Raw genomic sequence first — 21,167 nt, 5'->3', positions numbered from 1 at the left:
TAAGAGGCTCTTTTTATTTATTATTCTGCTTTGTCTATCGTAATAATTAAATCATGTGTTTGAATACTGTCACCAGCTGAAACATAAATATTACTGATTGTGCCATCAAATGGCGCCTGAATTGTTGTTTCCATCTTCATTGCTTCTGTAATGATTAATGCATCACCTTGTTTGACTTCATCGCCTTGTTTAACTTTAACTTCTGATATAGTTCCAGGCATTTGAGCCCCAATGTGAGATTCATTACTTAAATCTGCTTTTTGAAGTACAGCTTCAGAAACTTTTACGTGTTCATCTTTTACATATACTTTTCTTGGTTGGCCATTTAATTCGTAATATACCCAACGATGTCCATCTTCGTATACATGACCAATTGAAAGTAATTTTACGATAAGAATTTTACCTTTATCTATCGTTATTTCTACTGTTTCATTCTTAGCCATACCAAATAGGAATGTTGGTGTATCTAACAATGATAAATTACCGAAACTTTCATAAGTCTTAATATATTGTTCATAAACTTTAGGATAAATTGCATAGCTTATTAAATCCTGTTCTGTAACTTCACCTTGTTGTTTAGTTTGTAACTCTTCTCGTAAAGCATCAAAATCAATCGGCTTTAATAATTCGCCTGGTCGTTTTTCAATTGCTTTTTGACCTTTTAAAATTACTTTTTGTAATTCTTTATTAAATCCGTTAACTGGTTGGCCGATTTCGCCTTTAAAGAATGACACTACTGATTCAGGAAAGTCTAATGAGTTTCCTCTTTTAATAACACTTTGTTCGTCTAAATCATTTTGAACCATGTATAATGCCATATCACCGACTACTTTTGAAGATGGTGTTACTTTAACGATATCTCCAAATAATAAGTTAACTCGTTTATACATATCTTTAATTTCATTAAATCTTTCACCTAAACCTAAACTTTTAGCTTGTTGACTCAAGTTAGAATATTGTCCACCTGGCATTTCATGTTGGTAAATTTCAGTATGCGGTGAACGAATATCACTTTCAAAGTCAGAATAATAATTTCTTACTGTATCCCAATATTGAGATAATCTTTCTAGGCCATCTATATTTGTTCTTACATCTCTATCGTTACCACTTAAAGCATAATATAAAGAGTTTGCAGAAGGTTGAGATGTTGTTCCACTCATACTTGCAACTGCTGTATCTATTACATCTACACCTGCTCTAATAGCACTTTGATATATTAATAAACCATTTCCGCTTGTATCGTGTGTATGCAAGTGAATAGGTATGTCAATTTGTGTTTTCAATTCACTAATTAGTTCATATGCAGCTTTAGGTTTCAATAAACCTGCCATATCTTTTATACCAAGAATATGAACACCTTCACTTTGTAATTCTTTTGCTAAATTGACGTAATAATCTAAAGTATATACATTTGATCTTTCTGGATTTAGAATGTCACCCGTATAACAAATAGCACCTTCAGAAATTTTTCCTGATTTTTGTACCGCTTCATTGGCAACTTTCATTTGATCTAACCAGTTTAGTGAATCAAATATTCTAAATACGTCTATACCAGCATCTGCACTTTCTTGAACAAATTTTTCTATAACATTATCAGGGTAGTTTTTATAACCTACTGCGTTTGATGCTCTTAATAACATTTGGAATAATACATTAGGTATTTTTTCACGTAATCTAGTTAAACGTTCCCATGGATTTTCTTTTAAGAAATTATAAGCTACATCAAATGTTGCACCGCCCCACATTTCTAATGAGAAGGCATCATTTAAATATTTCGCAGTTTCAGGTGCAATTTGCAACATATCATAAGTTCTCATACGAGTTGCTAATAGTGATTGATGTGCATCTCTAAATGTAGTATCTGTTAAAAGAACTTCTTCTTGTTCTTTTAACCATTTACTAACGCCTTCTGGACCTTGTTGTTCTAGAATTTGTTTAGTACCTGATAAAGCTGATAGTTCTTCTTTTGTTACTTCTTCTATTTTAAATTTTTCAAAATGAGGCTTTTCTCTTTTTTCAACACTTGGAAAACCATTTACAGATATATTACCAATATATTGTAGTGTCTTAGTACCTCTATCTCGTGATGGTGTTATTTCAAATAATTCTGGATTGTTTTCTAAGAATTTAGTTGTGTAAGTACCTTTCGCAAATTTCTCATGGTTTACTACATTATAAAGGAATGGAATGTTAGTTTTAATACCTCTAATTCTCATTTCTTTAAGGGAACGTAGCATCTTTTCAGTTGCTTGTCTTAATGACATTGCGTGAGTTGATACTTTCACTAATAAAGAATCATAATAAGGCGAAATTTCTGCACCTTCAAACCCATCACCAGCATCTAGTCTAACTCCAAAGCCACCACTTGAACGATAAGCAATAATTTTACCTGTATCAGGCATAAAGTCATTTAAAGGATCTTCAGTTGTAATACGACTTTGAATTGCAAAACCTAAAGTTTTAATATCTTCTTGTTTAGGCATTTCAATTTTATCGCCAAATAAATTTTCACCTTCAGCAACTAATATTTGAGTCTTAACAATATCCACACCAGTTACCATTTCTGTAATTGTATGTTCTACTTGTACACGTGGATTTACTTCAATAAAGTAAAACTCATCGCCTGAAACTAAAAATTCTACAGTACCTGCGTTCACGTAGCCGATTTTCTTCATTAAGTCTAGGGCTACATCACAAATACGATGTCTAAGCTCATCACCTAATGATACAGATGGTGCTACCTCTACGACTTTTTGATGTCTTCGTTGAACTGAGCAGTCTCTTTCGTATAAGTGAACGAGATTGCCGTGTTCGTCCCCTATTACTTGTACTTCGATATGTTTAGGTTGATCTATGTATTTTTCGACATAAACTTCACTATTTCCAAATGATTTGCCAGCTTCAGATTTAGCACGTTGATAGGCATCTTCTAATTCACTTGCATCATTTACGATACGCATACCTTTACCGCCGCCACCTGAGATAGCTTTAATAATTACTGGAAATCCGCTTTGTTTTGTAAATTCTTCAACTTCTTCAAAAGATTGTACAGAACCTTCTGTCCCAGGGATAACTGGTACTCCAGCTTCAATTGCTGTTGCTCTCGCTTTAACTTTATCGCCAAACATATCTAAATGTCTAAGTTCTGGACCAATAAATTTAATGCCTTCTTCAGCACATCGTTTTGCAAAAGTTTCATTTTCACTTAAAAAGCCATACCCCGGATGTATCGCATCGACATCTGCTTTTTTAGCTACTTTAATAATCGCTTCTATATCTAAATAACTTTCTGTTGGTCCAAGGTTTTCATCAACTAAATAAGATTCATCAGCTTTATATCTATGTAAAGCTCCTAGATCCTCATTAGAATAAATTGCTACTGTTTCAATATCTAATTCTGTTGCCGCCCTAAAAATTCTAATTGCAATTTCGCCTCGATTGGCTACTAATAATTTGTTTATTTTGCTCATAATTGGAGGCTCCCCTCAATGTATTTGAATATTCTAAAAACAATATATTAGTCTATTATATAAAAAAAACGGATTATATTCTACTATAATCCGCTTTTTTCATATAATTTATTAAATTCACTGATTAAATATGCACATATTATTTTCTGTGATATTGATCAATTCTAATTTGTTTAGCAGTTAAAAGTAAGATTCCTGTAGCTATACTTAAACTTAACATAGACGAACCACCAAATGTCATAAATGGTAAAGGAACACCCGTCAATGGTATAGTTCCGGAAATACCAGCTAAGTTAACAAACGTTTGTACACCTATATAACTTGAGATTCCTACACATACAAGTTTAAAGAAATAAGAATCTGTTAATGCTGCATATAAAAATCCTTTATATACAATAAATAGTAGTAAACCAAGAATGATTAGCACTCCTACTAAGCCTAATTCTTCAGCAATAACTGCAAAGATAAAATCGGTATGTGGTTCAGGCAAATAACCTAATTTCATAATACCATTACCTAATCCTTTACCAAAAATACCTCCATTACCAATTGCTAATAACGAGTTAGCTAAGTGATAACCGATACCACTCTCATAGTTGAATGGATTTTCAAGCACATGGAAACGGTCAGCTTGGTGCTGAGATAATATGCCACCTTTAAATACAATACTAAAAATAACTAATAACACTACACCTGCAAAAATAGGACCAGACCATTTTAAAATTGCCTTAATACCTATTCCAGAATAAGCAAATATACATAATACAATCATACAAAGTATAAGTGCTTGTCCAGTATCATTTTGTAATAAAACTAACCCTATACAAGTACCAATCAGGAACAATGGCATCATTAGTGCAAGTTTAAACTGTTTGAGTCGATTTCGTCTTTTATCAATAATAAAAGATAAATATAAAATCATAGCTACTTTTAATATTTCTGAAGCTTGTAAATTCATAAATCCGAGGTTAATCCAACTTTTCGCACCATTTATTTCAGTACCAATTAATAATGTTAGTATAAGTAATCCAAAAATAGTGAATATCACGATTTGTTGAACACGCTTATTTTTCAAAATATTAATATGCATAAAGTATGACATGAAAAAGACAATGGAAAATCCTACTATACAATATAATAATTGTCTAATGAAAAAGTATGTGCCTGCAACAGGTATACCACCAGTTAAAGTACCTTTTGTAGCAGCTACCATACTTGCACTATATACCATGACTAAACCTATCAAAGATAAAATAATATACGTAATTAACAATGTGAAATCTATGTATTTTGAGTAATTCTTAATGTACTGAAAAAAACTTTTAATATAGTCCATCTACTCATTCCAATTCTAAAAAAATAAGTCTAAAGAAAGATTTCTCCTCTCTAGACTTTGTATCATTTAAGCATTTGTGAAAGCATCATGCAATTTAGATAGTTCCTTTTCTAAACTTGCCATAAGTGTCTGACCCTTTTCTCTATCAACAAGTCCAATTTGTACTGCAAAATCTACTTCCTTTTGAAGACCAAACATTTGCGTATCTAAAACTTCCTCGTATAAAGGACATTGAGGCATTGTTAAGTTGTCCATTTGTACCTTTATTAACTGAAGGATTTTTTCAGAATCGTTATATAATTGGTCATATGCCTTTTGACAAATTTCTGAATCATTATGCATGACATATTCCCCCTTAATTTTTTATGTTTCTATACTTATAAAATTTTAGACTAGAAATGTGAAAATTGCAAGCGAAAACAGAAGGTTATTAATTACAAGTATGTTAAAATTAAATTGTGAATTTGATAGGAGTGAAAAAATTGATACAAATTAAAGGGAATTCAAAATTTACTATTACACTAGACGCAACAACTTGGATATTTGATGATCGCAAAGTAAAAATTGAAGATTTAGAACAAGGAATCTTTAATGGAGAAAGACCAATTGAATTTGAGAACAACGTAGCATGGAACCGTGCTATTTTAGAAGGTGCTACAATGCCACCTACTTTAAATAGCGAAACAACTTACAAAAAACGTTCATTTCTACAAGAAAGCTTCGTAATTAATGCAATGCCTTTCATAAAGAATTCAGAACCGAATGATAATGCGACTAAAGTTGTTTTAAAAAATGATACTGATTCAATAGAAATACCGATTGAAAACTGGCCATACTTATTCTTCCACTTTTCTAAAGAAGGAAAAATGATTTATAAAGATGGAAAGATTGATGCTTTCACTTATGATCAAGAAAATGGATATCAAAATAAATTCAGCTATGTAGCTGAAATTGAGGTTGTTTAACCATGATTATGAAAGCTAAATGTATAATCTGTGATTCTATCGTTAATTTAGATTCTAAATCTAAAGAAGCAAAACGACTAAGAAATCACCCAATTCGTACATTTATGTGTGATGACTGTAAAAGTAAATTAGATAAACCAAAATCTTAGAAATAAAAAAAGGCAGCTCACAATGAGCTACCTTTTTTTTATTGTTGTTTTTGGCTACGTCTTTCTTTATGAAGTCTGTAGCGATAAAGACCTAAAACAATTGCTGCTATTATTAAACTTTCTCCCACAGGTAAAAATACTGCAAGAAATGTTAATAATAAACAACCTAAAAATAGTAATATATAGATAATAATGTTTTGCCAAAACTTAAGTTTTCTTGCAAACCCTAAATTATAAACTATCGCACTTAATACGAATATTGTTAATAATAAAAGCCACATACCAAGCTCTGGGTTCTCATCTACTCTAAATAACTTACCAAAAAATGAAAGCCTGTCTGTTGGATTAACACTTACATTTTTAGCAACTAAGAGCATCTATATCACTCCTCTTCTTGTTCAGCCATTTTTTGTCTCTTCTGAGCTCTTTCTCTTTCTGATTTATCTAAGATTTTTTTTCTTAAACGAATAGATTCTGGTGTTACTTCTACTAATTCATCATCATTCAAGTATTCTAATGCTTCTTCAAGTGTTAAAATTCTTGGTTTTTTCATAGTAGTTGTTTGTTCTTTTGTAGCTGAACGAATATTGTTAGCTGCTTTAACTTTTGTAATGTTTACAGTTAGGTCATTTTCACGAGTGTTTTCCCCAACGATCATTCCTTCATATACTTCTGTTCCAGGTTCCATGAAGTTTACGCCTCTATCTTCTAAGTTCATGATAGCATAAGTACTTGCTACACCTTTATCGATAGAAACAAGAACACCATTTCTTCTTCCGCCAATACGTCCTTTAATTCTTGGACGATATGAATCGAATGTATGGTTAATAATTCCATAACCACGAGTCATTGACATGAATTCAGTTGAGTAACCAATTAATCCACGAGCTGGTACCATAAAGATTAATTTAGTTTGACCATTTTCGTTAGATTGCATATCTAACATTTCACCTTTACGAGAACCTAATGATTCAATAATAGCACCAGTGTATTCATCTGGTACGTCAATTTGAACACGTTCGTATGGCTCTGATTTAACACCATCAACGTCTTTTACAATAACTTGAGGTTTAGAAACTTGTAATTCAAAACCTTCACGTCTCATATTTTCAATTAAAATAGATAAATGTAATTCCCCACGTCCAGCAACTACCCATGAATCAGGTGATTCAGTTGGTGTTACACGTAAAGATACGTCTGTTTCTAATTGAGTTTCTAATCTTTCTTCGATTTTACGAGCAGTAACAAAAGTACCCTCTTTACCAGCAAATGGTGAATTATTTACTGAGAAAGTCATTTCTAATGTTGGTTCATCAATACGTAGAACAGGTAATGCTTCAACATTATCATGAGGTGTAACTGTTTCACCAACGTTGATATCTTCCATACCACTTACTGCGATTAAGTCGCCAGCGTACGCTTCATCAATTTCAACACGGTTTAAACCAAAGAAACCAAATATTTTAGATACTCTGAAGTTTTTAACAGTACCATCAATTTTAACTAGTGAAACTTGTTGTCCAACTTTTATTGTACCTCTAAATACACGTCCAACTCCGATACGTCCAACATAGTCATTATAATCTAATAATGCAACTTGGAATTGTAACGGCTCATCTCTATTATCAATAGGTGCAGGAACGTAATCTAAAATTGTTTCATATAGACATTGCATGTTTTCATCTTGTTTGTCAGCATCTAAACTTGCTGTACCACTTAATGCAGAAGCATATACAACTGGGAATTCAAGTTGTTCGTCATTAGCATCTAATTCGATAAATAAATCTAATACTTCATCTACAACTTGTTCTGCTCTAGCAGAAGGTTTGTCTATTTTGTTCACTACTACTACTGGTTTTAAATTTTGTTCTAGTGCTTTTTTAAGTACAAAACGTGTTTGTGGCATTGTTCCTTCGTATGCATCTACAACTAAAACGACACCATCAACCATTTTCATAATACGCTCAACTTCTCCTCCGAAGTCAGCATGTCCAGGTGTATCTAATATGTTAATACGGTGTTCTTTATAATCTATCGCCGTATTCTTTGCTAAAATTGTAATTCCTCGTTCTTTTTCTATATCATTTGAATCCATCGCACGTTCTGCTATATGTTCATTTTCACGAAAAATACCTGATTGTTTTAATAATTCATCAACTAGTGTTGTTTTTCCGTGGTCAACGTGGGCAATAATTGCAATGTTACGTACATTCTCTCTTAAATTAGTCATGCAAAAAATTTTCCTCTCCGATTTAAAATTAATCGACTTTTTATTCGACTTATATTTATAACTTGATAATTATAACATAAAACGCTAGAAAAATAACTATTATTGAACATATTTACTCAAATTTCCATTTTTTTAATTAAGTAGTTTGATAACAACCGGTTGATTTTTATAAACATGTGACGCATAATAAAGTAATGAAAACGGTTAAAGGATGGATATAAATGAAAAAATCTAAAGCAATCTTTGTACTACTTGCTTTAATTGTAACATTTTTCCTTTTAGTGTTTAGCTTTGCATTAGCTGAAGGTTCTATTTTGTTTATGCTATTAGCAGTTTTGCTAATCGTCGCAACAATGGGATTTGGTTTTACACTTAAAAAGAAATACCGTGAAAACGGCTGGCTATAATCATAAACGACATAATATGTGCTTGGGACATAAATCCTAACTCAAAATAAATAAGCATATCACTTAACTGAATTTTTAAAGTTTATAGTGATATGCTTATTTTTTATACAATCTTGAGATTTTGTTCGTGCATGCTTGCCTAGTGGTATAGTTCGAGCCTGTAGTCTCTCACACATACTATTCCCTCAGGCGTCAGCACTACAAAATCGTTGAAATATCTATTTTTTATACAATCATACGATTTTGTTCGTGCATGCTTGCCTAGGGTATGGCTCGAGCCTGTAGTCTCTCACACATACTATTCCCTCAGGCGTCAGCACTACAAAATCGTTGGAAATATCTATTTTTTATATAATCTTACGATTTTGTTCGTGCATGCTTGCCTAGGGGTATGGTTCGAGCCTGTAGTCTCTCTCTCATACTATTCCCTCAGGCGTCAGCACTTCACAAAATCGTTGCCAATAGCTATTTTTATAGAAAAATGAGATAAGTTGTAGATTAAGTCACTAGTTAATCTACGAAATCCCCAAAATATTTTATACAAAAAATAAGAGCAGAAATTCAAGCTTAGTAATGAATTTCTGCTCTTATTAAATTTCTTGGACGTTTATGTCCAAGCTTTATTTCAATTTGTGATTTAGATAAATTATTTTTTAAACTCTATGATTTACCTCTAAATCTATCATTATGAATTTGTTCTAATAGTGCTTTATGTGGTGAAAAGTATTCATTGAATAATTCCTGATGTATAGACTTATTACCTACTAATATAGAATTTGCTTCTAATATGTTTAACTTTTCTCCTAATTGATTCGTGACAACAGCGCCTACTTCTTCAGCGATTATTAATCCACCTGCAAAGTCCCATGGTTGTAATCTCATTGTCAAATATGCACTCGTAATACCTTTAGCTACATTCGCAAAATCTAATGCAGCTGATCCATATGCTCTAGTACTTCTAGCATCGTCTACTATAGGCACATAAATATCAGAAAGTTTTTCTTTTGTTAACCAAAGCGGATTTGTTGATATCAAACTTGTTTTCAATTCAGTATCTTCTAGTGGTTTTAGTTGTTCATCATTTAGCCATGCCCCTTTACCAGCTAAAGCATGATACATCTTATCATTCATTACATCATATACAAATCCCGCATATTTCTCTCCATCGATATATATACCAATAGATATTGCAAAATTCTCTTGTTGGTGAACAAAATTCAATGTCCCATCTATTGGATCAACTATCCATAATACGCCATCAGTATCTTTAATATCTTTGCCATGTCCCTCTTCACCTAAAATTCTATGATTTGGGTATGCAGACATAATATTATTAAATAATCTATCTTCTGTTTCTTTATCTATATTTGTTACTAAATCATTAGGATTGGATTTAGTTTCAATTTGAATTTCTTCATCTATTGATTCTCTAATAACTTTGCCTGCGTCATTAATAATTTGATATGCGAACTTGTATATTTCCATGACAAAACCTCCTATGTTATTTTTATATTAGCATTGTTCTTTATATATTCAAAAAAAATTATGATAAAATATACATATGTACCATAGATTTAAGGAGGACAACTATGACTAAGTATACTTTTAAACAGAAAGATTTTAAAGTCTTTAGTGTTGACGGTTTAGAAAATAGAATGCAAGCACTAGACGAACATGTAAGACCACAATTGAACGCTTTAGGTGAAAAATACACAAATTATTTAACAAACAATACTGGAGATACTTTTTATTATCATGTAGCAAAACATGCTCGTAGAACAGTAAACCCACCGAAAGATACATGGGTAGCATTCGCTACTAATCAACGCGGTTATAAAATGTTACCCCATTTTCAAATAGGATTATTTGAATCTCAATTATTTATTATGTTTGGCGTTATGCATGAAAATAAAAATAAAGGAAACATGGCTGATTTCTTAAATAAAAATATACACCTATTAGAAGAACTTCCAAGTGACTATTCATTATGCTTTGATCATTATAATATTGATAAGTCGCCAATTGACTCATTATCGAAAGCTGACTTAAAACATCATATTAAAAGGCTTAAAGATATTAAAAAGGCTGAGTTTTTCATAGCTAGAACTTTAGATCCAAAATCAGAAGTGTTAAAAACAGATAAATCCTTTACTGAATATTTAGATGAAACATTTGATGAATTGATCAAATTCTATAGTTAGTCATTGCCTAATTCGAATATAATTAAACAAATTTTACTAGGCAACTTTTATTTCTGATATTTTAAAAATATAAAACTCTCTCAATCCATAAATAAATCGGATTGAGAGAGTTTTATTGTGAGTATAAATGATATTTCATACTCTATTTAAATTAATAAATATATGGATCGTCATCTTTTTTCTTTTTATCAGTCTCATCTAAATTGTTTACTTGTTTTTCGTTTGATTCAAAGTTATTTTGGTTATTGTCGTTTGATTCAAAGTTATTTCGATTATTGTCGTTTGATTCAAAGTTATTTTGATTATTGTTTAAATCGTTTTGAAAGTTAACATCTTCGAATTGATTGTTAGTTTTGTTCTTTCTAACCAATAACATGATTCCCGCAACAATTAATAGTAAGAATGATATAAAGTTCATAACCAATATTGATACTAAACCTGCTACTATTGCTAATACCCCTGATAAAATTCTTTGCTTTTTAACAAATATAATAGCAACTATTGTTAATAAGATGCTGATTACAAGTATTACTAGTGCATAATTTGTAAATCCAGCAAATGAATTCAACACTTGATCTGCAGATAGAGAACTAGGTATATCCTGCGTTCCTTGTATCTCTTCATTAAAAGAAGTTTTAAATTCCGATTTAAATTCTGGTGTTTTTGAAACAAATTTAATTACAAATGCAAATACAATTCCAATTAATGAAAACACTGCACCAATAATTAATAATGTATATTCAATCGTTCTTTTCATTTAAATCCTCCTAATTTTTGTCAATTCTAATTATCTCAATCTATAGTTTATTTTTCAACCTTATTTATCTTTTTTCTCAACATCTTGCTCAGAATTATTTTTTTCATCAAAATAATTTTTCTGTTGTTGCATTCTTTTTTCGTAATTATTTCTTCTTTCAAATGTTGCATTTGGTTTTTCTTTTTTAACTTTCTTTTCTTTCTTTTGTCTACCAGGTTGAACTTGATACTCATCTGATTGAGTCGTTTCATAATTATAAGGATCTTGGTTTCTTTGACCTAAATCTTCTTGATTATTCACTTCATTTTGGTCAAATTCACCTTGCTCATTATTAAATTCATTCATTTGTTCATTTTGTTTTTGATACTTTTGATGTTTTTTACTTCGAGATAAAACTTCTTCATTATTTGTAGTTTCACTATGAACTTCGTGTTGTTGTGATTCTACATGCTCTTCTTCTTTTGTATTTGGTTGATTTGCAATAAATGCTTTTTCGTTGTTTTGCTCATTTTTTTGTTGATAATTTGATTCCATTGGTTGAGATTGTCTAGACTCTGATTGTCTAGGCTGATTATTTACCCTACCTTGATTATCTTGAAATGATTGTTGTTCCATACCTTGTATAGGCAATATTTTATCTTTTCTTACAAATAATAAAATACTCACTATAAAGAAAAAGAGTGGCACTAAAACAATAAATAATGGAATTGTAATTATTGCTAAAAGTAAAAATACAATAGCTGCAAATACTCTCCATCTCATCATCACTAATCCTATAAATGAAAAGATTAAAACAATTATCAAATAAATAATAAATAGCCATATTCCATTTTGAATATTTAGTGCAACGTCACTAGCAGACAATAACTGTCCATTAGCAGTGATATTAATATTTAAACGATTAATTAACGATTCCAGTCTATTTAAATTGTTAGGATTATTTAATACTACAAGTGCTGCAAATAAAGACAATGCTGTAACACCTAATAAAATTATCCAAGAAAGCCAGCCTAAAAATTTTTCTACGCCTCTGCTAACTGGCTGCCTCACATGTTCTACATATGAATTCATCATATTTACCTCCTAATAATGAATTGGTTTCAATTATACCAAAAAAAGGGCTTCGTTTCTCACAAAGACCCTTTTAAATATTAATTTAATGACATCTTAAATTTTAAAAATGCTTCATTATAATTTGAAATGTTTTCTTTACCTAAATCTTCATATACTTCAAGTTTACTTCTAACTGTTGAATCTGGATAAAATCGTTCATCTTCTCTAACATTTTTATCTAATAGATTATATGAAGCTTTATTTGGTGTAGCATATCCTACCCACTCTGCATTTTGTTTACCATTTTCTTCTTCTAATAAGAAATTAATAAATTTATGTGCACCTTCAACATTTTGTGCTGTTTTTGGTATTACTAGATTATCAAACCATAAATTTGAACCTTCTTTTGGTACTACGAAGTCTAATTGATCATTTTCTGACATTATATCTGCAGCCATACCACTCCATACAACAGCAACGTCTGATTCATTCTGAACCATCATTGTATTAATTTCATCACCAACTACCCCTCTTACATTTGGTGATAATTTAATTAATTTATCTTGAGCTTTTTTAAGTTTTTGTTCATTTGTTTCATTTAAGCTTTCATGCATACTATTTAAAGAAAATCCAATTCCTTCACGAGATCCATCAACAATTAATACATCATCTTTCAGTCGCTTATCCCAAAGACTATTCCATGAATTGAAATTAATTCCTTTTGTTTTTTCAGGATTATACAATATACCAACTGTTCCCCAAAAGTATGGAATTGAATATTGATTTCCTCGATCAAAAGGCATATTCATAAATTCTTTATCTAAATTTTTCATATTTGGTAATTTCTTTTGATCAATTGGAATTAATAACTTTTCTTTTTTCATTTTTTCTACTGTATATTCACTTGGAACTGCAATGTCATATGACGTACCACCGTTTTTAATTTTGGCCATCATTGCTTCATTTGAGTCAAACGTTTCATATACGACCTTTATACCAGTTTCTTTTTCAAACTTTTTAGTAAGTTCAGGGTCTATATATTCACCCCAATTGTAAACATATATAACATCTTTTTTACCTTTAGAAGGTGGCGGATCAATTAATTTAGTTGATAACATTAATAAAGCTCCAACGATTAATGAAATACCTACTAATTGCATTAATTGTTTCATCTTAATATGCCCCCTCTTTTTTCAATTCTTCTTTGTTGACCTCTTTTTATGAAATAGTAACCTAAAATAAGTATCATCACTAATCCAAATAGTAAAGTAGAAATTGCATTGATTTCCATCGTAATTCCTTTTCTAGCCATAGAATAAACTTCTACTGATAAGACACTAAATCCACTACCAGTAACAAAGAAACTTACTGTAAAGTCATCTAAAGAATATGTAAGCGCCATAAAGAAACCACCAATTGCACCTGGCAATATATGAGGTATGATTACTTTAATTAATGTTTGCCATGAAGTTGCACCTAAATCTCTCGCTGCATCTATCATAGACGTATTCATATCATATAGTTTTGGTAACACTAATAACACTACTATTGGCACACAAAAAGCAATATGTGAAATTAAAACTGACCAAAATCCTAATCCCATTCCTGTAAAATGACCTATAAATGTAAATAATAATAAGAATGAAGAACCGATTACGACATCAGAACTAACCATAAGTATATTATTTAATGTTAATAAACCGACTTTTAATTTTTTATTTCTTAAATAGTAAATTCCAATAGCTCCACATATACCAATTAATGTTGATATACTTGCAGCTAATAAAGCAATTGCTATTGTATTTACTATAATGACAATTAACCGTTTATTTTGAAAAACAGATAAATAATGATCAAATGTAAAACCTTTAAAACTAGTCATATTACCAGCAGCATTAAATGAATAATAAATTAAAAAGAAAATCGGTAAGTATAAAAACACGAGTATAATTGATAAATATATTTTTCCAGTTATTTTCATACTATACCTCCTTATTTTCTGATTTAGATTTAGTTACAATCAATATAAATGCCATTGCTAATATTAGAAATACTGCAATCGTTGAACCCATTCCATAGTTTTGAGTAACTAAAAACTGTTCTTGAATTGCTGTACCTAAGTTCACGACTTTATTACCTGCTATTAATCTTGTAATCATAAACAAAGATAAGGCAGGTATAAATGTAATTTGAATACCTGTTTTGACACCTTCTAAAGTTAAAGGAACGACTACTCTTCTGAAAGTTGTGAAATGACTTGCACCTAAGTCTCTAGATGCTTGTAATAAATTCTCAGGTATTTCTTCCATAGAATTAAAAATTGGTAAAAGCATAAATGGAATATATATATAAACTGAAACGATAATAAAAGCCGTACTAGTAAATAATAATTCAGTTGAAGGTACATTAAAGACATTTAATATTTTATTTAATAGCCCATCATGACTTAAAATACCAATAAAGGCATATGTTTTTAACAATAGATTAATCCAAGTAGGTAATATAATAAGTAAAAGTAATATCTCTTTAGCTTTGGCATTTCGTAATACAAGTGCTAGAGGATAACTAATTAATAAGCAAAAAAACGTAATAATAAATGCATACCAAGCTGAACTTAAAGTCATTTCTAAATATGCACTTGTAAAAAAGTTTTTATAATTCTCAAAAGAAAAATGTCCATTAATATCAAGTAGTGATGAATAAAAAATCATAGCTATTGGTACAATAATGAATAAAGCGATCCAAATCATGTAAGGTACAAGTAATAATGATTTAATCTTATGCATTATCATCATCCTCATAACTTTCAATTCGACGATCAAATTCTTCTTCCGTTTCCCCTGGTAACATTATATGAATTGCTTCAGAATCAAAATCCAATCCTACAGTTTCACCAATAGTAGCTTTCTTAGTCGTTTGTATGATCCATTCATTTCCTTGCGCATCATAACAGCATATTTCATAATGGACACCTCTAAATAATTGAGAGTCTACAACTGCCGAAATTCTGCCTTCACTTTCTGATTTTATCGAAATGTCTTCAGGACGTATTACTACATCAACTTTTGCATTATTATTAAATCCAGCATCAACACATTCATAAGAAATGCCATACATCTCAACTTCATAGTCACGTTTCATTACGCCACTCACAATATTTGATTCTCCAATAAAATCAGCAACAAATTTATTTACAGGCTCATCATATATATCAACCGGCGTACCACTTTGTTGAATTTTTCCGTCTTTCATTACAAATATATAATCGCTCATTGCTAAAGCTTCTTCTTGATCGTGTGTAACAAATATAAATGTAATACCTAATCTTTGTTGTAATTCTCGTAATTCATATTGCATTTCAGTTCTCAGTTTTAAATCTAATGCTGAGAGTGGTTCATCTAAGAGAATAATTTCTGGTTCATTAGCTAATGCTCTCGCTATAGCTACTCTTTGTTTTTGACCACCACTCATTTCCGTAATTTTACGTTGTTCATATCCTTCAAGCTTTACTAATTTCAACGCTTCTTTTACTTTGATTTGAATGTCTTTTTTATTTAATTTCTTTATTTTCAATCCAAATGCTACATTATCGTATACGTTCAAATGCGGAAACAAAGCATAATCTTGAAATACTGTATTCACTTTTCTATTATTTGCTGGTACTTTGTTAATAATTTTGTTATTAAATAATATATTTCCATTTGATGCTGTTTCAAAGCCAGCTATTAATTTCAAAATAGTCGTTTTACCACATCCTGAGGGACCTAGTAATGTATAAAATTTCCCTTCTTCAATTTCAAAACTGACATCATTTAATACTTGAGTGTTATTAAAGTTTTTTGAAATACTTTCAAACTTTATGATTGGTTGTTTCATAAATTGCCTCCTATAAATACGATTCTGTAGCAACGATTAATACTTCTGCATCTTTTGATGATTCATTTAAAAACTGATGTTCTTCATGAGCTTTAAAATAAAAACATTCTCCGGTTTTTGCAGTGTAATTTTGCTTACCAATTTTTAATGTTATATATCCTTTTTTTACATATGCAAATGTCTCTGAAGATGATGGACTAAATGTTTTATATTTTGAACCACTTTTTAAAGTTATAATGACTGGTTCCATTTCAAATTCATTTGAGTCTGGTACTAGCCATTTAATTTTGTACCCTAGATCATACTCATCATAAACAGTTTGTTCTTGTTTAGGATAATGGATGCGTGCTTGATATAATTTTTCGTTAAAAAATTCGCTCGGCTCAACACCTAATACATCTAATATATTTAAAAATGTTTCCATAGAAGGAGAAGATAAATTCCTTTCCAACTGTGAAATATATCCTTTTGATAAGTCTGTACGTTCTCCTAATTCTTCTTGAGTTAAATTTTTCTGATATCTTAAATTTTTAAGTTTTTCTCCAATATTCATAAATCCCCCAAAAAAGTGTGTTGTTTACTTTTACTAAACATTAAGTTTAGTACCTTTAATAAAATAACAGAAATTATTTTATTATTCAACACTTTTTTGGGGGATTCTAATATTTTTATTTAACTGAAATCGTAGATTGTTCATTATTTTCTTTTAATGCTTTTACTGCTTTATATCCATCATAACCACTTACTTCTTTAAATTCTTTATAAAAATTATTTTCATCTGATTTACCAGGCACAATTTTTTTAAAGTTTTTATATGCTTGGTTAAATTGTTCTTTGTTTGTACTGCTTTCATACGCATCTTCAATATGATTGTAGAACTCAATCACTTGAATCATTTCTTCTTGTGTCCAATCAACGTCTATTGGATAACTATATTCCATTTACTTTTCTCCTTTACAAAAAAAGAATCACTGAATGAACAGTGATTCTTTAGTATTGTCAATGATTACATTGTATGGATAGGTGTTCCTAGAGCAACTTCAGCAGCTTCCATAGAAATTTCACCTAATGTTGGGTGAGCATGAATAGTTAATGATACGTCTTCAGCAGTCATTCCTGACTCAATTGCTAAACCTAATTCAGCAATTATATCTGAAGCACCAGTACCAGCTACTTGTGCACCAACTAATAATCCATTTTCTTTTAATGTTACAAGTTTAACGAAACCAGCAGTTTCATTTAAAGCTAAAGCACGACCATTTGCAGCAAATGGGAATTTAGCAGCTTTCACTTCTAAACCTTCTTCTTTAGCGCTAGCTTCTGTATGACCAACTGTTGCTAATTCTGGTTCTGTGAAACAAACTGCAGGGATTGCTAAGTAATCAACAGCAGATTTTTCACCAGAGATAGCTTCAGCAGCTACTTTAGCTTCATAACTTGCTTTATGTGCAAGTGGAGGTCCAGCAACGATATCACCAATTGCATAGATATTTTCAATTGAAGAACGGCTTTGTTCATCAACTTCAACTAATCCACGCTCTGATAATTTCAATCCTAATTCTTCTAGACCTAATTCATCAGTATTTGGACGACGTCCTACAGTAACTAATACATAGTCAGCTTCGATTTCTTTTGTTTCTCCGCCAGCTTCATAAGTAACTTTTACGCCATTATCAGTTTCTTCAGCAGATTTAGCCATTGCTTCAGTTACGATTTCAACGCCTTTTGCTTTAAGACCTTTTTTAACGATTTGAGTCATTTGTTTCTCAAATCCACCTAAGATATCTTTTGCACCTTCAAGGATTGTTACTTCAGAACCAAAGTTAGCATAAGCAGTACCTAGTTCAGAACCAATATATCCGCCACCAACTACTACTAATTTTTTTGGTACTTCTTGAAGTGCTAATGCACCAGTTGAATCAATTACACGTTTACCAAATTTGAAATTAGGAATTTCAATTGGACGTGAACCTGTAGCAATAATTGCATGTTTAAATGTATAAGTTTGTGATGCTTTTTCAGTCATAACTTTTAAGTTATTTTCATCTACAAAATATGCTTCACCTTTAGCTACTTCAATTTTGTTACCTTTCATTAATCCAGCAACGCCGCCTGTTAATTTTTTAACTACGCCATTTTTGAATTCTTGAACTTTTTCAAAATTTAATGCAACTTTCTCAGCAACAACACCCATATCTTCTGAATGTTGTGCATTGTGGAAACGGTGTGATGCTGATAATAAAGCTTTAGATGGAATACAACCAACGTTTAAACAAACGCCACCTAATTCGCCTTTTTCGACGATTGTTACTTTTTGTCCTAATTGTGCTGCACGAATTGCTGCAACATAACCACCAGGACCTGCTCCAATTACTATAGTATCTGTTTCAATAGGAAAATCTCCAACTACCATTTTTACCCCTCCATTAATAATAATTCTGGATTATTTAATAATCTCTTAATATGATTCATTGCATTTTGTCCAGTAGCACCATCAATTTGTCTATGGTCGAAACTTAATGATAATGATAATACAGGTGCTGCTATAATTTCTCCATCTTTAACGATAGGTTTTTGAGCAATACGACCAATTCCTAAAATTGCAACTTCAGGATGGTTGATTACTGGAGTGAACCATTGTCCACCTGCTGAACCAATATTACTAATCGTACAAGTTGCGCCTTTCATTTCGTTAGCTTGTAATTTACCATCACGTGCTTTAACAGCTAATTCGTTGATTTCATCAGAAATCTCGAACATTGATTTATGATCAGCATTTTTAACTACTGGTACTAATAAACCACGATCAGTATCTGCAGCTATACCTACATTATAGTAATGTTTATGAACAATTTCACCATTTTCTTCATCAAATTCAGTATTTAATGCTGGATATTTCTTAAGTGCTGATACTAATGCTTTAACAACGTATGGTAAGAATGTTAATTTAGTACCTTGCTCAGCAGCAACTTCTTTGAATTTTTTACGGTGATCCCATAGTTCTTGAACATCAATTTCATCCATTAATGTTACGTGAGGCGCAGTGTGTTTAGAATTAACCATTGCTTTAGCAATCGCTTTACGCATAGCAGGGATTTTCTCACGAGTTTCAGGATATTCTCCTTCTGGAACTTGTGGAGTTTGTACAGCTTGTGTATCTTCGCTAGATGCTTGAGTTGCCTCTGCAGCTGGTTGTTCTGATTTAGAACCACCATTTAAGTATGCTTCAACATCTTCTTTTAAAATACGACCGTTTTTACCTGAACCTGAAACAGCTTTAATGTTTACATCGTTATCACGAGCGAATTTACGAACTGAAGGCATAGCAATTACGCGTTTAGAATTATCAACGTCTTCTGATTGTGTTTCAGTAGTTGCTTCTTCTTTCGCTTCTTCTGCTGGAGCTTCTTCTTTTGTTTCTTCTTCATCGTCATCATGACCTTTAAATTGTAAACCTTCTGCGTCTGGAGCATCAATTTTAACAATTGTATCACCAACAACAGATACAGTACCTTCTTCAACCATAACTTCTTCTACTTTACCTGCAACAGGTGATGGAATTTCAACGACTGATTTATCATTTTGTACTTCACATAATACATCGTCTTCTTGAATTTCGTCTCCTGCTTTAACAAACCATTTTACAATTTCACCTTCGTGGATACCTTCACCGATATCTGGTAATTTAAATTCGAATGACACGATTTTTTCCTCCTAAATATTAAATCCGTATTTTACTGCGCATTAAAATTCTAATGTTTCTTTAGCTTGCGCTACGATATCTTTTTTGTTTGGTAACCAAACACTTTCAGCTTGTGTGAATGGATAAATAGTGTCAGCAGCAGCTACACGTGCAATAGGAGCTTCTAATGAAAGAACTGCTCTTTCAGATATTTCTGCTACAACACTTGCACCAACGCCAGCTTGTTTTTGAGCTTCTTGTACAACAATAACACGGTTTGTTTTTTCAACTGATTTAACAATTGTTTCAACATCTAAAGGTTGAACAGTGATTAAGTCAATTACTTCAACTGAGTATCCGTCTTTTTCTAAGTCTTCTGCTGCTTTTAATGATTCTTGAACCATTGCACCATAAGTAATGATAGTTAAGTCAGTACCTTCACGTTTAACTTTAGCTTTACCGATTTCTACTTCGTACTCTTCTTCAGGTACTTCTTCACGGAATGAACGGTATAATTTCATGTGTTCTAAATATACAACTGGATCATTACTGCGGATTGCAGAAATTAAAAGTCCTTTAGCATCATATGGGTTTGAAGGAATAACAACTTTCAAACCTGGAGATTGTGCCATTAAACCTTCTAAGTTATCAGCATGTAATTCAGGTGTATGTACACCACCACCAAATGGAGCACGGATTGTTACTGGTGCTGTTTTTGAGTTACCTGAACGGAAACGATGACGAGCTATTTGACCTGCAATTGAGTCCATAACTTCAAATACGAAACCAAAGAATTGGATTTCCATGACAGGACGGTAACCTTCAAGCGTTAAACCTAAAGCTAGACCACCAATACCTGATTCAGCTAGAGGTGTATCAAATACACGATCTTCACCGAATTCTTTTTGTAAACCTTCTGTTGCACGGAATACACCGCCGTTTACACCAACGTCTTCACCGAATAATAAAACATCTTCGTCTCTTTTTAATTCGTTTTGAAGCGCATTGTTAATCGCTTGAATCATTGTCATTTGTGCCATG

General features: G+C 31.4%; 21 protein-coding genes. 4 read left to right on the top strand and 17 right to left on the bottom strand.

The features are described from left to right. Positions 1–20: 20 nt before the first annotated feature. The 3 genes from LQ608_RS02555 to LQ608_RS02545 form a co-directional block, all read right to left on the bottom strand. Entirely contained in the window at positions 21–3,470 is a 3,450-nt protein-coding gene (locus tag LQ608_RS02555) for a pyruvate carboxylase (protein WP_239749414.1), read from the bottom strand. Between the two features lie 139 nt (positions 3,471–3,609). After that, positions 3,610–4,806 carry an FtsW/RodA/SpoVE family cell cycle protein gene (locus tag LQ608_RS02550; RefSeq protein WP_078356812.1) on the bottom strand — a complete coding sequence of 399 codons (1,197 nt, stop codon included), beginning with the start codon at positions 4,804–4,806 and terminating at the stop codon, positions 3,610–3,612. A 66-nt stretch (positions 4,807–4,872) separates the two neighbouring features. Next, a complete protein-coding gene (locus LQ608_RS02545) occupies positions 4,873–5,148 on the bottom strand; it encodes an Fpa/YlaN family protein (RefSeq protein WP_016911324.1) in 276 nt (91 codons plus the stop codon). A 140-nt stretch (positions 5,149–5,288) separates the two neighbouring features. Here LQ608_RS02545 and LQ608_RS02540 point away from each other — a divergent pair, with 140 nt between their 5' ends. After that, complete coding sequence (locus tag LQ608_RS02540; protein WP_078356811.1) at positions 5,289–5,771, top strand: hypothetical protein; 483 nt, start codon at positions 5,289–5,291, stop codon at positions 5,769–5,771. 5 nt (positions 5,772–5,776) lie between these two features. Continuing rightward, a complete protein-coding gene (locus LQ608_RS02535; RefSeq protein WP_078356889.1) occupies positions 5,777–5,920 on the top strand; it encodes a DUF2197 domain-containing protein in 144 nt (47 codons plus the stop codon). A gap of 38 nt (positions 5,921–5,958) precedes the next feature. Here LQ608_RS02535 and LQ608_RS02530 read toward each other — a convergent pair whose 3' ends face one another. Next, entirely contained in the window at positions 5,959–6,297 is a 339-nt protein-coding gene (locus LQ608_RS02530) for a YlaH-like family protein (protein ID WP_078356810.1), read from the bottom strand. A gap of 5 nt (positions 6,298–6,302) precedes the next feature. After that, positions 6,303–8,150, bottom strand: coding sequence for a translational GTPase TypA (typA, locus tag LQ608_RS02525; RefSeq protein WP_078356809.1), 1,848 nt, complete (start codon positions 8,148–8,150; stop codon positions 6,303–6,305). A 221-nt stretch (positions 8,151–8,371) separates the two neighbouring features. Here typA and LQ608_RS02520 point away from each other — a divergent pair, with 221 nt between their 5' ends. Continuing rightward, on the top strand, positions 8,372–8,557 hold the full coding sequence (locus tag LQ608_RS02520) for a DUF5325 family protein (RefSeq protein WP_016911319.1): 186 nt from the start codon (positions 8,372–8,374) through the stop codon (positions 8,555–8,557). Between the two features lie 660 nt (positions 8,558–9,217). Here the strand turns inward: LQ608_RS02520 and LQ608_RS02515 are convergent. Further along, positions 9,218–10,042 carry an inositol monophosphatase family protein gene (locus LQ608_RS02515; RefSeq protein ID WP_239749413.1) on the bottom strand — a complete coding sequence of 275 codons (825 nt, stop codon included), beginning with the start codon at positions 10,040–10,042 and terminating at the stop codon, positions 9,218–9,220. A 104-nt stretch (positions 10,043–10,146) separates the two neighbouring features. Between LQ608_RS02515 and LQ608_RS02510 the strand changes: the two genes are divergently transcribed. Then, positions 10,147–10,758 (top strand): YktB family protein, encoded by a 612-nt coding sequence (locus LQ608_RS02510; protein ID WP_115337599.1) that lies wholly within the window; start codon positions 10,147–10,149, stop codon positions 10,756–10,758. Positions 10,759–10,909: 151 nt separating this feature from the next. Here the strand turns inward: LQ608_RS02510 and LQ608_RS02505 are convergent, their stop codons facing one another. The 11 genes from LQ608_RS02505 to LQ608_RS02455 form a co-directional block, all read right to left on the bottom strand. Then, positions 10,910–11,515 (bottom strand): DUF4064 domain-containing protein, encoded by a 606-nt coding sequence (locus LQ608_RS02505; RefSeq protein ID WP_239749411.1) that lies wholly within the window; start codon positions 11,513–11,515, stop codon positions 10,910–10,912. Positions 11,516–11,575: 60 nt separating this feature from the next. Next, positions 11,576–12,589: a DUF4064 domain-containing protein gene (locus tag LQ608_RS02500; protein WP_239749410.1), complete on the bottom strand. Its 1,014-nt coding sequence runs from the start codon at positions 12,587–12,589 to the stop codon at positions 11,576–11,578. Between the two features lie 77 nt (positions 12,590–12,666). Beyond that, positions 12,667–13,740 (bottom strand): ABC transporter substrate-binding protein, encoded by a 1,074-nt coding sequence (locus tag LQ608_RS02495; protein ID WP_239749408.1) that lies wholly within the window; start codon positions 13,738–13,740, stop codon positions 12,667–12,669. Continuing rightward, positions 13,737–14,549, bottom strand: a complete 813-nt coding sequence (locus LQ608_RS02490; RefSeq protein ID WP_078356802.1) for an ABC transporter permease — start codon at positions 14,547–14,549, stop codon at positions 13,737–13,739. Before LQ608_RS02490 ends, LQ608_RS02495 begins: the two co-directional genes overlap by 4 nt. Before the next feature lies 1 nt (position 14,550). Beyond that, positions 14,551–15,354 carry an ABC transporter permease gene (locus LQ608_RS02485; RefSeq protein ID WP_239749407.1) on the bottom strand — a complete coding sequence of 268 codons (804 nt, stop codon included), beginning with the start codon at positions 15,352–15,354 and terminating at the stop codon, positions 14,551–14,553. Next, positions 15,347–16,444 (bottom strand): ABC transporter ATP-binding protein, encoded by a 1,098-nt coding sequence (locus LQ608_RS02480; RefSeq protein WP_239749406.1) that lies wholly within the window; start codon positions 16,442–16,444, stop codon positions 15,347–15,349. Before LQ608_RS02480 ends, LQ608_RS02485 begins: the two co-directional genes overlap by 8 nt. Before the next feature lie 10 nt (positions 16,445–16,454). Continuing rightward, on the bottom strand, positions 16,455–16,997 hold the full coding sequence (locus LQ608_RS02475; protein WP_239749405.1) for a helix-turn-helix domain-containing protein: 543 nt from the start codon (positions 16,995–16,997) through the stop codon (positions 16,455–16,457). Positions 16,998–17,112: 115 nt separating this feature from the next. Further along, positions 17,113–17,385, bottom strand: coding sequence for a UPF0223 family protein (locus LQ608_RS02470; RefSeq protein WP_239749404.1), 273 nt, complete (start codon positions 17,383–17,385; stop codon positions 17,113–17,115). 65 nt (positions 17,386–17,450) lie between these two features. Beyond that, positions 17,451–18,857: a dihydrolipoyl dehydrogenase gene (lpdA, locus tag LQ608_RS02465; RefSeq protein ID WP_239749403.1), complete on the bottom strand. Its 1,407-nt coding sequence runs from the start codon at positions 18,855–18,857 to the stop codon at positions 17,451–17,453. A gap of 2 nt (positions 18,858–18,859) precedes the next feature. Continuing rightward, on the bottom strand, positions 18,860–20,146 hold the full coding sequence (locus LQ608_RS02460; protein WP_239749402.1) for a dihydrolipoamide acetyltransferase family protein: 1,287 nt from the start codon (positions 20,144–20,146) through the stop codon (positions 18,860–18,862). Between the two features lie 42 nt (positions 20,147–20,188). After that, positions 20,189–21,166 (bottom strand): alpha-ketoacid dehydrogenase subunit beta, encoded by a 978-nt coding sequence (locus LQ608_RS02455; protein ID WP_078356795.1) that lies wholly within the window; start codon positions 21,164–21,166, stop codon positions 20,189–20,191. Position 21,167: the final 1 nt, after the last annotated feature.

The sequence above is a fragment of the Mammaliicoccus sp. H-M34 genome (assembly GCF_022386495.1).
Taxonomy (GTDB): Bacteria; Bacillota; Bacilli; order Staphylococcales; family Staphylococcaceae; genus Mammaliicoccus; species Mammaliicoccus fleurettii.
Note: the sequence above shows the minus strand (reverse complement) of the source record. Positions and strands in the feature narration are given on the sequence as shown.